Here is a 15673-nt window from a genome sequence, read left to right on the forward strand (position 1 = left end):
CATGCTGAAGCTCACCGACATCTCCTATTCCGTCGAAGGACGGCCGCTCATCGAGCATGCAACCGCCGTGATCCCGACCGGCCACAAGGTGGGCGTGGTCGGGCGCAACGGCACCGGCAAGACCACGCTCTTCCGGCTGATCCGGGGCGAGCTGACGCTGGAGACCGGGAGCATCGAGGTGCCGCGCGGCGCGCGGATCGGCGGCGTGTCGCAGGAGGTGCCGGGCAACGAGGTTTCGCTGCTCGACACGGTGCTGGCGGCCGACACCGAGCGCGCGGCGCTGATGGCCGAGGCGGAGACGGCGACGGACCCGGCGCGCATCGCCGAGGTGCAGACCCGGCTGACCGATATCGACGCGTGGTCGGCGGAGGCGCGCGCCAGCTCGATCCTGCGCGGCCTCGGTTTCGAGCCGGAAGAACAGGCAATGCCCTGCTCCGCCTTTTCAGGCGGCTGGCGGATGCGCGTTGCGCTGGCGGCGGTGCTGTTTTCCCAGCCCGACCTGCTGCTGCTCGACGAGCCGACCAACTATCTCGACCTCGAAGGCGCGCTGTGGCTGGAGACCTATCTCACGCGCTATCCCCACACGGTGCTGATCGTCAGCCACGATCGGGCGCTGCTGAACCGCTCGGTGGGCGCGATCCTGCACCTCGAAGACCGCAAACTCACGCTCTACCAGGGCCCCTACGACACCTTTGCCGAGACCCGCGCGGCGCGGCTGGCGGCGGCGGAGAGCGAAGCGCGCAAGCAGGAGGCCCGGCGGGCGCATCTGCAGAGCTATGTCGACCGGTTCCGCTACAAGGCCGACAAGGCGCGGCAGGCGCAGTCGCGGCTGAAGATGATCGCGCGGATGAAACCGATCTCGACGCCGCAGGAAGCCGCACTGCGCCGTTTCACCTTTCCCGAGCCGGAGGAGCTGTCGCCCCCGATCATCGCCACCGAGGGCGCGGCGATCGGCTATGGCGAGACCACGGTGCTGTCGCGCCTGTCCCTGCGGATCGACCAGGACGACCGGATCGCGCTGCTGGGACGCAACGGCGAGGGCAAGTCGACGCTGTCGAAGTTCCTGGCCGGTCGGCTCGAAGCGCAGAAGGGCCGGATCACCCGGTCTGGCAAGCTGCGGGTCGGCTATTTCGCACAGCACCAGGTTGATGAACTTTACGTCGACGAGACGCCGCTGGAGCATCTGCGCCGGCTCCGCCCAGACGAGGCACCAGCGAAGCTGCGGGCGCGGCTCGGCGGCTTCGGCATCGGTGCGGAGCAGGCCGACACCACGGTCGGACGCCTCTCGGGCGGCCAGAAGGCGCGGCTCAGCCTGATGCTGGCCACGCTGGACGCGCCGCACCTGCTGATCCTCGACGAACCGACCAACCACCTAGACATCGAGAGCCGCGAGGCGCTGGTGGAGGCCCTCACCGCCTATTCCGGGGCCGTGATCCTTGTCAGCCACGACCTGCACCTGCTGAGCCACGTGGCCGACCGGCTCTGGCTGATGTCGGGCGGTCGTGTGGCGCCTTTCGACGACGACCTGGACGCCTACCGGGCGATGCTGCTGGAGCGCGACCGGCCGGAAAAGCCAAGGGACGAGACCAAGCCGAAGCGGCCCAGCCAGGCGGCGATCCTGGAGCTGAGGTCGGATCTCAGGAAATGCGAGCAGCGCGTTGAAAAACTGTCTGAAATGCGCGAGACGCTGGCCGAGCGACTGGCCGATCCGTCGGTCTATGACGAGGCCAACCGCGACCGGCTCGACCTCTGGCAGAAGAAATTCGCCGAGGTCGAGGAAGCGATGGAACGGGCCGAAGCGCTCTGGATGGACGCGGCCGAGCGGCTCGAAGCGGCGCAATCGGCGGGCGCCTGACTCGTGGCAAGGGGCGTGACCTGCGCGGCGGTTCGGCCTAAGGAAACGGAATGGACCTGACCTTCTTCATCAGCGCCTTCGTGACGCTCTTCGTGATCATCGATCCGATCGGGCTGGCGCCCGTGTTCCTGGCGCTGACCCAGGGCATGAGCAAGGAAACCCGAAACGCCATCGCGCGGCGGGCGATCGTGATCTCGCTGGGCCTGCTGACGCTGTTCGGCCTGGCGGGCGAGACGGTGCTGGATTTCGTGGGGATCTCCTTCCCGGCCTTCCGGATCGCCGGGGGGATCCTGCTGTTCCTGACCGCGCTCGACATGCTGTTCGAACGCCGCACTGCGCGGCGCGACCACACCGCCGAAGAGGACGACCGCCCCGATCCCTCGGTCTTTCCGCTGGCGATTCCGCTGGTCTCCGGCCCCGGGGCGATCACCACGATGATCCTGCTTGTGGGACAGGCCGACAGCACGGTGCAGGCCGCGGGCGTGTTCGTGGTGATGGTCGCGGTGCTGGCCGTCGTGATGGTGATGTTCCGCGCGGCCGGCCTTCTGGAGCGGCTTCTCGGGCGGACCGGCACGGTCGTAGCCACCCGGCTGCTGGGGATGCTGCTCGCGGCGCTCTCGGTGCAGTTCGTGCTCGACGGTCTGCGCGGGGCCTCCCTGCTGCCCGCCTGACCGACGCCCCTCGGGGCTGGCGGCGGGGCCTCCTGCCCCCTACATGTTCCTTCGGAGCCGCCAGTCGAGGGAGAGGCCATGAGCGCCGACCAGACCGCATCGCTGATCTATCTCATGCTGCTCGGCAGCGTGATCGCCGGATATTTCTTCCTGTCGAACCGGCAGTCGATCGGACGCAGCCTGCGCCAGGCCGGTCTCTGGGCGCTGATCTTCATCGGCGTCATTGTCGCCTACGGGCTCTGGGGCGACCTCCGCAACACGCTCCTGCCGCAGCAGGCGGTCTTTTCGGAGCAGGGTCGGGTCGAGGTTCCGATGGGCAATGACGGGCATTTCCACATGGTGCTGCAGGTCAATGGCACGCCGGTGCAGTTCGTCGTGGACACCGGCGCCACCGACATCGTGCTGAGCCAGAAGGATGCCGAGCGCGTGGGCATCGAGACCGACAGCCTGCCCTATCTGGGCACCGCCAACACCGCCAACGGGCGGGTTCAGACGGCGCGGGTGCGTCTGGAGGAGGTCGCGCTCGGCGACATCCGGGACACCAACGTCGCGGCGGTGGTGAACGGCGGCGAGATGCAGGGATCGCTGCTCGGCATGGCCTATCTGAACCGTTTCGCCGAGGTCACCTTTGGCGGAGGCAAGATGATTCTCACCCGCTAAGACCCCGAATCTTCTAACTTCCCTCTCCACATTGACAGGCATCATGGCGCGCGCTTTCGCGCATGACCTATGATGAGACAGGGAGTCCCGACGCGGCACTCCTGGCGCGTTCGGTGGCGCTCCCGCAACAAGGAGGGAGCGATGTCACAGTTCAAGACCATGAAGACCATGCTAGCGGCAGCGGCCTTAGTCGCCCTTGCCGCGGGGGCCGCCTGGGGCCAAGAGGACCAGAGCGGCCGCGCCGAGTACCTTGGTGCATGTGCCAGCTGCCACGGCGTCGATGCCCATGGCGGCGGCGAGGTCTCGAAATACCTCAATGTCGAGGTGCCGGACCTGACCACGCTGGCCGAGCGCAATGGCGGCGTCTTCCCGATGCTGGAGGTGATCCACATCATCGACGGGCGCAGCGGCGTGCGCGGCCACGGGGACGAAACCCCTGTCTGGGGCACCGGCTTCCGGCTGACCGACCGTGAGGCGCTCGCGGCGTCGGGTGAAATGCCCGCCTGGGGCGACCTGTTCCGCTCGGCCATCGGCGAGGATGCAGGCCCGTTCGGCGCGGAAACGATCGTGCGCGGGCGGATGCTGTCGCTGGCGCTCTATCTGGAGTCGATCCAGAAGTAGGCGCACTGGCACAGGCCGGAAGCGGCAAGAGTTAAGCGGTGGGGGGGAGCTTCGGCTCCTTGGGTGAGTGGCCCCGCCGGGGGGCACCCCGGCGGGGTTTCCTGATGACCGGCCCCCGGGCGCCGCTCAGCGTTCGGCCTTCTTCTCCCAGCGACCGCCCTCTTCGGACCAGTACTGGGCCGAGGCGCCGGCCTCGGTCAGCGCCTTCCACTGGCCGCGGGCGTGCTGCACCGCCGCCTCGTTGCGCCCGTCAAAGAGGATGCAGGCCCGCTCCAGTTCGGCGACCTCGTCGGCGCCCACCGGGGCGCCGTCGATCGCCATGAGGCAAGTGGCCCCGTTGGCGATCGCGGTGTCGCTGGTCAGGAGCACCGGCTGGTCGGCATCGTGCGGACCGCCCGCCAGCCCGTGTGGCAGGAACCCCTCCTCCGGCCCCAGCCAGAGCTTCTCGTCCAGCCAGCGCAGACGGTCCGTATCGGTCCCGCGCACGACGACCCGCCAGCCGCGCTCCCGCGACTTCTCCAGCAGCATCGTCAGCGTGACCTCCAGCGGGTTCCGCGTCAGGTGGTAGAAGAGCGCCTGCCCCATCGGATCATCCGGCCTCGTAGCCGTTGCGGATCAGCCGGTCGAGCGCCAGCACGCCCCAGCCCGAGGCCCCCTTGGGCGCCAGCGGCGGCGCGGCGGCGGGCTGGGCCACGCCGGCGATGTCCAGGTGGATCCAGGGCGTGTCGTCCTTGACGAACCGGTGCAGGAATTCCGCCGCGGTGATCGCGCCGCCCCAGCGGGTGCCTACGTTCTTCACGTCCGCCTTCTGGGACTTCAGCAGGCTCGCGTAGCTTTCGCCGAGGGGCATCCGCCAGGCGCCCTCGCCCTCGACCGATGCGGCCTTGAGGAAGGCATTGCAGAAATCGTCATTGTTGGAGAAGACGCCGGCGTTGTCATGGCCAAGCGAGACAATGATCGCGCCGGTGAGCGTGGCAAGGTCGATCATGCCCACCGGATTGAACCGCTCCTGCGCGTACCACATGACGTCGCCCAGCACGAGCCGGCCCTCGGCGTCGGTGTTGATCACCTCCACCGTATCGCCCTTCATCGAGGTCACGATATCACCCGGCCGCTGCGCCTTGCCGTCGGGCATGTTCTCGACCAGCCCGACGAGGCCCACGACATTGGCCTTGGCCTTGCGGCCGGCGATGGCGCGCATCACACCGGCGACGACGCCCGCGCCGCCCATGTCCATCGTCATGTCTTCCATGCCGGCCCCGGGCTTGAGCGAAATCCCCCCGGTGTCGAAGACCACGCCCTTGCCGATGAGCGCCAGCGGCGCCTCGTCGCCGCCGCCCTTCCACTGCATCACCACGACCTTGGAGGGGCTTTCCGAGCCCTGCCCGACGCCCAGCAGCATGGTCATGCCGAGATCGGCCAGCGCCGCCTCGTCGAGCACCTCGACCTCGACGCCCAGCTCGCGCAGCGCTTCCAGCCGATCGGCGAATTCGGTCGTGGTCAGCAGGTTTGCCGGCAGGTTGACAAGGTCGCGGGTCATGAAGACCCCCTCTGCCAGGGCGCGCACCGCCTCCATCTCGGGGACGACCGGCTCCGGATCGTTGACCATCATCTTCATGGCGCCCTTGGCCGGGTTCGCGGCCTCGCCGGACTTGCAGGCGTCGAAGGCATAGGCCCTCAGCATCATGCCGAGCGCGATCTCCTGCGTGCGTTTGCGGGCGCTGGCCAGCACCAGCACATCCTGCTTGCCGCGCGCCGCGCCGGCCGCCGCCCCCGCCTTGCGCAGCTCCTCGGTGCTCGCCGTCCGCTCCAGCCTGACGACCTGGACCGCCTCGGCCGCCATGCCGGAGGGATAGGCGATGTCGCGGGCCTCGCCCGGCTTCAGCGCCGCGAAGGCCTCGCTCGTCGCGAACCGCACGATGGCGCCCCGGCACAGCCGGTTCACCCGGCGGGCGGCGGCGTCCAGCCGGCCGTCGGAGGGCACGAAGACGGTGATGCGGCCGGAAAACTCCTTCAGGGCGTCGAGGTCGGTGGCGATAATCTCGACATCGGGGACAAGGGTCATCAATCTCTCTCCGGATCTGTTTGCACCATTCCTATCTGCGCTCCCCGGAATGCGCCAGTCGGGCGAGGCCACGAGCCGCCCCTCCCCGCGACACCGCCGGATATTTTCACGCGAACGGTTCCGCGGCGGCATCCCGCGCTCTAGGCTGGGTGACAGGGAGTTTCGGTGGATCGGCCGTTCGCGGCCCACCGGGCGGGCGGATATGCCTTGGGAGGGGCCATGCCGGAGACGACGACGCAGAAACGCGAGTTCACCCAGGCCGAAATCGGGGCGCTTGCGCATCTCTACCGGGGCGAGGTCTACCGAAGCACGATCTGGCGCACCCGGCTCGACACCACGACGAACTGGTCGGTGGTGTCGTTGGGCGCCGCGATCTCGCTCTCGTTCTCCAGCGCCGAGGCCTCCTCCCTGCCGCTGCTGCTCGTGGGCGTTCTGATCTGGACGCTGATGGTGCTGGAATCCCGCCGCTACCGCTACTTCAACGTCTGGCGTGCCCGGGCGCGCTACATAGAGGTCCATTTCTACGCGCCGATGCTGCTCGACGGCGACCTGCACACCGAGGAGAACTGGCAAAAGGTGCTGGCGGAGGATTACTGGCGGCCCGACTACCACGTCAGCCTCTTCACCGCCATGGGCCGGCGAATCCGGCGCAACTACCTGTGGATCCTGTCGGTTCAGATGATTGCCTATGTCGGCAAGCTGATCATCCACCCGGAGCCCGCGGCCTCGCTGCAGGAGGTCGTGGACCGCGCCGACACCGGGCCGCTGCCGGGCGAGCTGATCCTTGGGATCGGCATCGTCTACCTCGGCGCCTTTCTCGTCATCGCTCAGATCACCGGACGGCGGGACGCCCAGCGGAGCGCGCAACGCGGGCGCGGCAGGGCCCTCGGCTGAGCCTCACCGGTCCACCGCCCGACACAGCACCGGCGCGGATCTGTCGCGCGCCGCTTTCCGCCCGACGCCGCGCGCGCAGCGCGCCACGCCCAACGGGGCGAGATGCGTCAGCATCGAGGCCCGGCGGGAGCCCCCCGCCCCCGGCTTCCCGCAACGCCGGTTCGCGCGGACCGCTTCAGCGACTGCCGGCGCCTCCCCGCCGACGGCCCCCTCGGGAGCCATCAAACTTCGACCAGAACCCCGCGATGGGTTTTACCGGTCCGGCAATATCGTCTAAGCCGGTGCGAAACACTGATCCGGAGCACCGGCCGCGTGGCGCGATTCGACCGATATTTCCTTTTCCAGCTCATGGTGCTCTTCGGCTTCTTTTCGCTGGTGCTGGTGTCGGTCTACTGGATCAACCGCGCCGTCATCCTCTTCGACCAGCTGCTCGCCGATGGCCAGTCGGCCGGCGTGTTCCTGACGCTCACGCTCTACACCCTGCCCAACGTGATCCGCATGGTGCTTCCGATCTCGGCCTTCGTGGCCGCGGTCTATGTCACCAACCGGCTGACCACCGAGAGCGAGCTGGTCGTCGCGCAGGCGACCGGCATGTCCCCCTGGCGCATGGCCCGGCCGGTGGCGCTGTTCGGGCTGGTCGTCGCGTTGCTGATGGCGGTGCTGGTGCACGTCCTCGTCCCGGCGAGCCGCACGCATCTTGCCGAGCGCACCGACGAGATCGAGGCCAATGTCGCCTCCCGCATGCTGACCGAGGGGCAGTTCCTCAACCCGGCCCGCGGCATCACCTTCTACATCCGCGAGATCACCCGCGAGGGCGAGTTGCTCGATGTCTTCCTGTCGGATTCGCGCTCCGAGACCACGCGCACCGACTACCTCGCCGCCCGCGCCTATCTCGTGCAGGACGAGCGCGGCCCCAAGCTGGTGATGGTCGACGGATCCGCCCAGACCTACGACCTGACGGACCGCCGCCTGCTCGTGACCACTTTCGACAGCTTCACCTACGACGTCGGCACGCTGATGCAATCGGCCGGGCGCAACCGGCGCGACGTTCGGGAATATGACACGCTGACCCTGTTCAACCCCGACGAGGCCGCGCTCGAGGCCACCGGCAAGGAACGCTCCAACTTCCTCTACGAGGGGCACCTGCGCATCGCCCAGCCGTTCAACCCGCTGATCGCGGCGCTGATCGGCTTCTCGGCGCTGATGCTGGGGAGCTTCAGCCGCTTCGGGGTCTGGCGGCAGATCGGGCTGGCCGTGGTGCTGATCATCCTGCTCCAGGCGACGGAGAACGTCACCGCCGACATGGCGCGGCGCGAGGCCGCGCTCTGGCCGCTGGTCTACCTGCCAACCGCGCTCGGCAGCGCCATGATCCTCGTGCTTCTCTGGGCGGCCAAGCGGCCGGCGCTGTTCAAGCGCGTTGCCCGGCCGGAGGTGCCGGCATGAAGCTGCAGCTCTACTTCGCGCGCAAGTTCCTGACGATCCTCGGCGGCATCTTCCTTGTCTTCGGGATGTTCATCGTGCTGCTCGACATGGTGGAACAGATGCGCCGGTTCGACAGCGCGGAGCTGTCCTTCGGCGGCGCGCTGGAGCTGTCGATGCTCTCTGCGCCCGAGACGCTCTATTCGATGCTGCCGCTGGTGGTGATGCTGGCGACGCTGGCGCTGTTTCTCGGCCTCGCGCGCACTTCCGAGCTCGTGGTGACGCGCGCTGCCGGGCGCTCCGCGATCCGGGCGATGATCGCGCCGGCCATCGCGGCGGCGCTGGTCGGAGTGCTGGGCGTGACGGTTCTGAACCCGATCGTGGCCGCCACGAAGCACGCCTATGAACGCAAGGCCGCGGAGTTTTCCGGCGACGGGCGCAGCGTCCTGTCGGTCAGCCGCGACGGGCTCTGGCTGCGCCAGGGCGGCGCGGAGGGGCAGACCGTGATCCGCGCCCAGCGGGCCAATCTCGACGGCACCGTCCTTTACGGCGTGACCTTCACCGGCTTCGCCCCCGAAGGCGACTCGCAGACCGGCGCGGTGCGCCGCGCCGAGGCCGAGAGCGCGACCCTGATCGACGGCGCGTGGGAGCTGACCAACGCCAAGCTCTGGCCGCTCGGCGTCGACAACCCCGAACTGCGCGCCAGCTACCATGACACGCTGCTCCTGCCCTCCACCCTGACCCTCGACCAGATCCGAGACAGCTTCGGCTCTCCGGCCTCGGTGCCGATCTGGGAGCTGCCCGGGTTCATCCGCAATCTCGACGAGGCCGGCTTCTCCGCCCGCCTGCACCGGGTCTGGTTCCAGATGGAGCTGGCGCTGCCGCTGTTTCTTGCCGCGATGGTGATGATCGGCTCAGGCTTCACGATGCGCCACACCCGCTTCGGCCGGACCGGGCTGATGGTGCTCTTCGCGCTGCTGATGGGCTTCTCGGCCTTTTTCATCCGCAGCTTCGCCCAGATCCTCGGCCAGAACGGCGACCTGCCGATCGCGCTGGCTGCCTGGGCGCCGCCGGCGATCGCGATCCTGATGTCCCTCGGCCTTCTGCTGCACCTGGAGGACGGATGAGACTTCGCACCGCCCTGCTCGCCCTGATGCTGTCCACCGCCCTTCCCGCCGTGGCGCAGGAGGACAGCCCTGTCTCGACCCTGATCGCCGACCGGGTGGAGATCACCGCCGACGGCAAGCTGGTCGCCAGCGGCAATGTCGAGGCTTTCTACGAGGGCGCCCGGCTGCGGGCCGGCCGGATCACCTATGACGAGGACGCCGACCTGCTGGAGATCGAGGGGCCGATCGTCCTGACCCAGGGCGAGAACACCATCGTGCTCGCCGACAGCGCCGCGCTCTCGCCCGACCTCAGGAACGGCCTGCTGCGCTCGGCCCGCGTGGTGATGGACCAGCAGCTTCAGCTCGCCGCCGCCGAGATCGACCGCGTCGACGGCCGCTACACGCAACTCTACCGGACCGTCGCCTCTTCCTGCGAGGTCTGCGCCGCGAACCCGGTGCCGCTCTGGCAGATCCGCGCCCGGCGGGTGGTGCATGACGACCTCGAGAAGCAGCTCTATTTCGACGACGCGGTCTTCGAGGTCGTCGGCGTCCCGGTGATGTACCTGCCGCAGCTCCGCCTGCCCGACCCGAGCGTCGAACGGGCGAGCGGTTTTCTCACCCCGAGCCTGCGCACCACGGACGAGCTCGGCCTGGGGGTGAAGATCCCCTATTTCTTCCGGATCGGCGACGACAAGGACCTGACGGTCACGCCCTATGTCTCGGCCAACCGGACCCGCACGCTGGAACTGCGCTACCGACAGGCCTTCCGCAGCGGCGACATCGAGATGAACGGCGCGGTCAGCCGCGACGACATCCGCCCCGAGGGGCCGCGGGCCTACCTGTTCGCCGAGGGCGGGTTCTCGCTGCCGAATGACTACAAGCTCGAGTTCGACATCGAGACGGTGTCGGACGACACCTACCTGCTCGACTACGATTATTCCGACAAGGACCGGCTCGACAGCGCGCTGAACCTGTCGCGCGTCGGCCGCGACCGGCTGTTCGAGACCGAGGCGGTCGTCTACCGCTCGCTGCGCTCCTCGGAGGACAACGAGACCCAGCCATTCCTCGTGGGCGACGCCACCTGGACGCGGCGCTACGACGTCCCGGTTATCGGCGGCACCGGCAGCTTCCAGCTCGAGGCGCATGGCCACCAGCGCCGTTCCTCCGAGGACGTGGAGGGGCGCGACGTCGGCCGGGTGGCCGGCCTGCTCGACTGGACCCGCGCCTGGTCCGGCCCCGTGGGCATGCTGTTCACCGCCGACGCGCGGCTGACCTTTGACCACACCATCGTCGATGACGACAGCAACTACCCCGACACGATCAACCAGACGACGCCCTATGGCGCGGTCGAGATGCGCTGGCCCTGGGTTCGGCAGGATGCCGGTTCCAGCCAGGTGATCGAACCGGTGGTGCAGCTCGTCTGGAGCCCGGACGACGGTGAAAACACCCCGCAGGACGAGAGCACGCAGCTCGAGTTCGACGAAGGCAACCTCTTTTCCTTCTCCCGCTTCCCCGCCGACGACGTGCAGGAGCGCGGCCTGCGGGCCAACGTCGGCATAAGCTGGACCCGCTACGACGAGGCCGGCTGGACGCTCGGCGCAACGGTCGGCCGGATCTACCGCCAGGACGATCTGGGCCAGTTCAGCGGCTACGAGACCTTCGACGGCATCGAGTCCGACCTGCTGACCGCAGTGCGGCTGGAACTGCCGAACCGGATGACCCTGGTCAACCGGGCCTTGCTGGGTGACGATTACGACGTCACCAAGAACGAGCTGCGCCTGTCCTGGGACAGCGACATGCTGGAATTCGCCAGCACCTACGTCTGGATGCAGCCCAGCGAGGTCGAGGACCGCGACGACATCACCCACGAATGGCGCATCGACGGCGACTGGCAGATCAACGATCGCTGGAGCAGTTCCGCCGACGTCCGCTACGACCTGGAACTGGACCGTTCGGCCTCCGCCCGCGTCGGGGTCGTCTACAGCACCGAATGCGCCACTTTCGACCTCTCGGTCCGCCGCCGCTTCACCTCGACCGACCAGCTCAACCCCTCGACCGACTACACCTTCGAGGTCCAGCTGGCCGGTTTCGGCAACACCGGCGAGGGCCGCTCGAGCGCGTCGCGCTCGGCCTGCCGGGGCTAGATCGGCTTGTCGCAGCGGTGCCGCTGGCATAGAACGCGAAGGACACCCGGGCATTCGAGAGCGACCCGGGCGGGCAGCAACGGGAGCGCAGGACGATGATCCGGATTCTTCGGTCGATCTTGGTGACGGGCTTGGCACTTGTCCCGTTGCAGTCTGAGGCGCAGTCCGGCAACCCGTTCTCGCCGGTCATCATCGTCAACGAGCGCCCGATCACATATTTCGAGCTGGAGCAGCGCCGGCGAATCCTGTCGCTGTTCCGCGCCACCGGCGACATCGACGAACGCGCCCGCAACGACCTGATCGACGACCGGCTGCGGGTCGATGCCGCGAACCGTCTCGGCATCACCATCGCGCCGGAGCAGACCGAAGAGGGCATGGCCGAGTTCGCGCAGCGAACCAATATGGACACCGAGACCTTCCTGTCCTCGCTGGCCGCCAACGGCGTCGACATGCAGACTTTCCGCGATTTCGTGAACGCCGGGGTGGTCTGGCGGGAGGTGGTGCGCACGCGCTTCGGACCGCGCGCCCAGATCACCGACGCCGAGATCGACCGGGCGCTGGCCCTGACCTCGCAGAGCGGCGGCGCCGAGGCGACGCTGGCCGAGATCATCCTGCCCGCACGCACGCCCGAGGAGCTGGCGACTTCGGAGCAGATTGCCAACGATATCTACCAGAACACCACGTCGGTCAGTGGCTTCGCCGCTGCCGCGCGCCAGTACTCGGCCTCCCGGACCCGCGAGACCGGCGGCCGGCTGCCCCGCGCCATGCCGCTCTCCGAGATGCCCCCGGCAATCCGTGGCGAGATCCTGACCCTTGCGCCGGGCGGGGTGACGACGCCGATCAACGTGCCCAACGCCATCGCGCTGTTCCAGCTTCTGGAGCTTCGCGAGACCGGCGTTGCCGAGGCGCAGGACGTGACCCTGGAATACGCGACCTACCTGATCCCCGGCGGCCTCACCGAGACGGCACTTGCCGAAGCCGCGCGGGTCGCCGCCAGCACCGACACCTGCGACGATCTCTATGGCATCAACCTCGGCCAGTCGCCCGAGCGGCTGACCTTCGACACGCTGCCCGCCAGCGAGGTTCCCCGCGACATCGCGCTGGAGCTGGCCAAGCTAGATCCGGGCGAGACCTCCGCCGCGCTGGTCCGCGGCGGCAACCTCGCGATGCTCATGCTCTGCGCCCGCACCCCGGTCTTCGAGGAGCAGCCGGATCGCGAACGGGTGCGCAACCAGCTGATCAACCAGCGCCTCGCCGCCTATGGCGACGGATATCTGGCCGAACTGCGGGCCGACGCGATCATTCTCTACCCGTGATGGCGGTCCCGGCCGCCTCCGCCGGCCTGCCGCCGGTGATGACCTGCGGCGAGCCCGCCGGCGTCGGACCCGAGATCGCGGCCCGCGCCTGGGACAGCCTGCGCGCCGAGCTTCCCTTTGCCTGGATCGGCGATCCCGCCCACCTGCCCGCCGGCACACCGGTGCGCGAGATCGAGACGCCCGCCGAGGCCGCCGACGTGGCCGCGGAGGCCCTGCCGGTCCTGCTTCACCCCTTCCCCGGCGCCGCGGTGCCGGGATGCCCGGACCCGGCCAATGCCGCCGAGGTGATCGCGGTGATCGCCCGCGCGGTGGAGCTGGCCCAGTCCGGCGCCGCCGGCGGCATCGTGACCGCGCCTATCAACAAGAAGGCGCTCAGGGACGGCGCCGGCTTTGCCTATCCGGGCCACACCGAGTTTCTGGCCGCCCTCGCCGGGGTCGAGCGCGTGGTGATGATGCTGGCCTGCGAGGCGCTGCGGGTGGTTCCGACCACGATCCACATTCCCCTTTCCGTCGTGGCGCGAGAGCTGACGCCGGAACTGCTGGCCGAAACCATCCTGATCACCGACGCGGCGCTGCGCCGGGATTTCGGGATCGCGTCGCCGCGGCTGGCGGTGGCCGGGCTCAACCCCCATGCCGGCGAAGGCGGCGCGATGGGCCGCGAGGAGACCGACTGGATCGCCCCGATGCTGGAAGACATGCGATCCGACGGGCTCTCGCTCGCCGGCCCGCTGCCCGCCGACACCATGTTCCACCCCGAGGCCCGGGCGCGGTACGACGCGGCCATCTGCATGTATCACGACCAGGCGCTGATCCCGATCAAGACCCTGGATTTCGCACGCGGGGTGAACGTGACCCTCGGCCTGCCCTTCATCCGCACCTCCCCCGACCACGGCACCGCCTTCGACATCGCCGGCAAGGGCGTGGCCGATATCCGCTCCACTGTCGAGGCGCTGCGGCTTGCCGGGCGCATGGCGCGCACACGGGCAGAGGCATGACCGTTCCTGCCACGTCCAACCGAGCCGGCGGAAGGGAAACGCCTGCGTTCCGCGCGCTTGTTTCCAAACATATGAGGGGGCCGCAGCCATGAGTGCGATCGACGGCTTGCCGCCGCTGCGCGAGGTGATCCGGACCCACGGACTCGCGGCCAAGAAGTCGCTGGGCCAGAACTTCCTGCTCGACCTGAACCTGACCGCGCGCATCGCGCGCATTCCGGGCGACCTGTCCGGGGCGTCGGTCCTGGAAGTCGGCCCCGGCCCTGGTGGACTGACGCGCGGCCTGCTGGCCGAGGGCGCGGGGCGGGTTCTGGCGATCGAGAAGGACGCGCGCTGCCTGCCGGCCCTGGCCGAGGTGGCGGCGGCCTATCCCGGTCGGCTCGAGGTGATCGAGGGCGATGCGCTGGAGGTGGACGCGCTGGCGCATCTCGCCCCGCCGATCCACGTGGTGGCCAACCTGCCCTACAACGTCGGCACCGAGTTGCTCACGCGCTGGCTGTCGCCGCCGGAATGGCCGCCCTACTGGGCCTCGCTCACGCTGATGTTCCAGCAGGAAGTGGCGGAGCGGATCGTGGCGCAGCCCGGCGGCAAGGCGTATGGCCGGCTGGCAGTGCTGGCACAATGGCGCTGCGATGCGCGCATCGCACTCCGTCTGCCGCCAGAGGCGTTCACCCCGCCCCCCAAGGTGAGTTCCGCCGTCGTCCACCTTCGCCCGCTGCCTGAGCCACGCTGGCCGGCCGAGCCGGAGGTCCTGTCGCGCGTTGTGGGCATGGCCTTCAACCAGCGGCGCAAGATGCTGCGCGCCTCGCTCAAGGGCTTGGGCGGCGATGTTGAAAGCCTGCTGGAGGCGGCGGGCATCGCGCCCACCGATCGGGCCGAGCAGGTCTCCATCGAGCAGTTCGCCGCGCTGGCGCGTGGCGTCGCCGCACGCAGCCGCAACTGACGGCAAGCCGGAATCCCGGCCAGCGACCGACGCCCCGAGGGGCGCCGCAGCGCGCGCTGTTACTTCGCGGTCTCGGTTGAGCTTTCCTGCCCACCGGGCGCCTCGGCCGGAGCATCCTGCGCCGGGGCGGCGGAGGCTTCGGGCGTATCCGTCTTGCGCTTGCGGGTCCGCGGGGCGCGCGGTTTCGCCTTGGGCTTGGCCTTGGCTTCGGGCGTCTCGACGAGCGTGTTGCCCTCTCCGCCTTCGGCCGGCGCATCCACCACAGTCGCTTCGGATTTCTTGGCCGGCGGCACATCCATCACGAGGTCGGGCTGCGGGGTACCCTGGCTCGCGTCCTCGATCACGTCCGGTCCGCTGGTGTCCGGCTGGTCGATCGACTGGAACGCGTCCGAGCGGAAATCCTCGCGGCGCTGGTTGCCGGCGTTGTTCCCGCCGTCCCCACCGGAGTTTCCGTTGTTCCCGTCGTTGCGCTCGCGCTGACGGTCCCGGTTGGACTGCTCCTGCTGCTCGCGGCGGGCATCCTGCTCGCGTTGCGCCTCGCCCAGCATGCGGGTGTAGTGCTCCGCGTGCTGCTGGAAGTTTTCCGCGGCAACCCGGTCGTTGCCCAGCGTCGCGTCGCGGGCGAGCTGGGTGTACTTGTCGATGATCTGCTGCGGGGTGCCACGCACCTTGCCCTCCGGACCCGACGAATCGAAGACCCGGTTGACGATATTTCCCATCGAGCGCGAGCGGTTCGACTTCGAACGCGAACGTGACTTGGATGATCTCATGTGTATCTAGTTCCGCCTTGTTGCGGGGGCGGACCTTGTGTTGCTTGCTGCAGGCTCAGCGCCCGCGCGTCGGTCCGAGTTGTTATGGCTTTCGTGCGCGGGGGGCCGTCGGCCGCCGTTCCGTGCCTGTTCTGCTAATCATGCGACGGCTGCCGTGACAAGTCAAAAACCGTTCAAACAGCCGGAAAGCGCCGATCACAGGTCCGAACGTGCCGTT

14 protein-coding genes are annotated in these 15673 nt (G+C 68.8%); 11 read left to right on the forward strand and 3 right to left on the reverse strand.

Features of this window, described 5'->3' with window-relative positions; genetic code table 11:
- Position 1: 1 nt before the first annotated feature.
- From CHB86_RS05030 to CHB86_RS05045, 4 genes are all read left to right on the forward strand, one after another.
- Positions 2 to 1855 (forward strand): ABC-F family ATP-binding cassette domain-containing protein, encoded by a 1854-nt coding sequence (locus CHB86_RS05030; protein WP_089231893.1) that lies wholly within the window; start codon positions 2 to 4, stop codon positions 1853 to 1855.
- A 50-nt stretch (positions 1856 to 1905) separates the two neighbouring features.
- Positions 1906 to 2526: a MarC family protein gene (locus CHB86_RS05035; protein ID WP_089231895.1), complete on the forward strand. Its 621-nt coding sequence runs from the start codon at positions 1906 to 1908 to the stop codon at positions 2524 to 2526.
- Positions 2527 to 2604: 78 nt separating this feature from the next.
- A complete protein-coding gene (locus CHB86_RS05040) occupies positions 2605 to 3186 on the forward strand; it encodes a retropepsin-like aspartic protease family protein (RefSeq protein ID WP_089231896.1) in 582 nt (193 codons plus the stop codon).
- A 141-nt stretch (positions 3187 to 3327) separates the two neighbouring features.
- Complete coding sequence (locus CHB86_RS05045) at positions 3328 to 3807, forward strand: cytochrome c (protein ID WP_245837751.1); 480 nt, start codon at positions 3328 to 3330, stop codon at positions 3805 to 3807.
- Between the two features lie 126 nt (positions 3808 to 3933).
- Here CHB86_RS05045 and CHB86_RS05050 read toward each other — a convergent pair whose 3' ends face one another.
- A complete protein-coding gene (locus tag CHB86_RS05050; RefSeq protein WP_089231898.1) occupies positions 3934 to 4392 on the reverse strand; it encodes a DNA polymerase III subunit chi in 459 nt (152 codons plus the stop codon).
- 4 nt (positions 4393 to 4396) lie between these two features.
- The gene (locus CHB86_RS05055; RefSeq protein WP_089231900.1) at positions 4397 to 5872 is read right to left on the reverse strand and encodes a leucyl aminopeptidase; all 1476 of its coding nucleotides are present in this window, start codon (positions 5870 to 5872) and stop codon (positions 4397 to 4399) included.
- 219 nt (positions 5873 to 6091) lie between these two features.
- Between CHB86_RS05055 and CHB86_RS05060 the strand changes: the two genes are divergently transcribed.
- The 7 genes from CHB86_RS05060 (at position 6092) to rsmA (ending at position 14686) form a co-directional block, all read left to right on the forward strand.
- The gene (locus tag CHB86_RS05060) at positions 6092 to 6766 is read left to right on the forward strand and encodes a DUF2270 domain-containing protein (RefSeq protein WP_089231902.1); all 675 of its coding nucleotides are present in this window, start codon (positions 6092 to 6094) and stop codon (positions 6764 to 6766) included.
- A 312-nt stretch (positions 6767 to 7078) separates the two neighbouring features.
- Positions 7079 to 8209, forward strand: coding sequence for an LPS export ABC transporter permease LptF (lptF, locus tag CHB86_RS05065; RefSeq protein ID WP_089231903.1), 1131 nt, complete (start codon positions 7079 to 7081; stop codon positions 8207 to 8209).
- Entirely contained in the window at positions 8206 to 9312 is a 1107-nt protein-coding gene (gene lptG / locus CHB86_RS05070; RefSeq protein ID WP_089231905.1) for an LPS export ABC transporter permease LptG, read from the forward strand. Before lptF ends, lptG begins: the two co-directional genes overlap by 4 nt.
- The gene (locus CHB86_RS05075) at positions 9309 to 11435 is read left to right on the forward strand and encodes an LPS-assembly protein LptD (RefSeq protein ID WP_089231907.1); all 2127 of its coding nucleotides are present in this window, start codon (positions 9309 to 9311) and stop codon (positions 11433 to 11435) included. Before lptG ends, CHB86_RS05075 begins: the two co-directional genes overlap by 4 nt.
- 95 nt (positions 11436 to 11530) lie before the next feature.
- Positions 11531 to 12751, forward strand: a complete 1221-nt coding sequence (locus tag CHB86_RS05080; protein ID WP_089231908.1) for a peptidylprolyl isomerase — start codon at positions 11531 to 11533, stop codon at positions 12749 to 12751.
- Positions 12751 to 13746 (forward strand): 4-hydroxythreonine-4-phosphate dehydrogenase PdxA, encoded by a 996-nt coding sequence (gene pdxA, locus CHB86_RS05085; protein WP_245837752.1) that lies wholly within the window; start codon positions 12751 to 12753, stop codon positions 13744 to 13746. The genes CHB86_RS05080 and pdxA overlap by 1 nt, the downstream gene beginning before the upstream one ends.
- An 88-nt stretch (positions 13747 to 13834) precedes the next feature.
- The gene (gene rsmA, locus CHB86_RS05090) at positions 13835 to 14686 is read left to right on the forward strand and encodes a 16S rRNA (adenine(1518)-N(6)/adenine(1519)-N(6))-dimethyltransferase RsmA (protein ID WP_089231910.1); all 852 of its coding nucleotides are present in this window, start codon (positions 13835 to 13837) and stop codon (positions 14684 to 14686) included.
- A gap of 59 nt (positions 14687 to 14745) precedes the next feature.
- On the opposite strand, the gene CHB86_RS05095 is transcribed toward rsmA, so the two are convergent.
- A complete protein-coding gene (locus tag CHB86_RS05095; RefSeq protein ID WP_089231911.1) occupies positions 14746 to 15456 on the reverse strand; it encodes a DUF4167 domain-containing protein in 711 nt (236 codons plus the stop codon).
- Between the last annotated feature and the right edge of the window lie 217 nt (positions 15457 to 15673).

It is taken from the genome of Tropicimonas sediminicola, assembly GCF_900188335.1.
Lineage (GTDB): Bacteria > Pseudomonadota > Alphaproteobacteria > Rhodobacterales > Rhodobacteraceae > Tropicimonas > Tropicimonas sediminicola.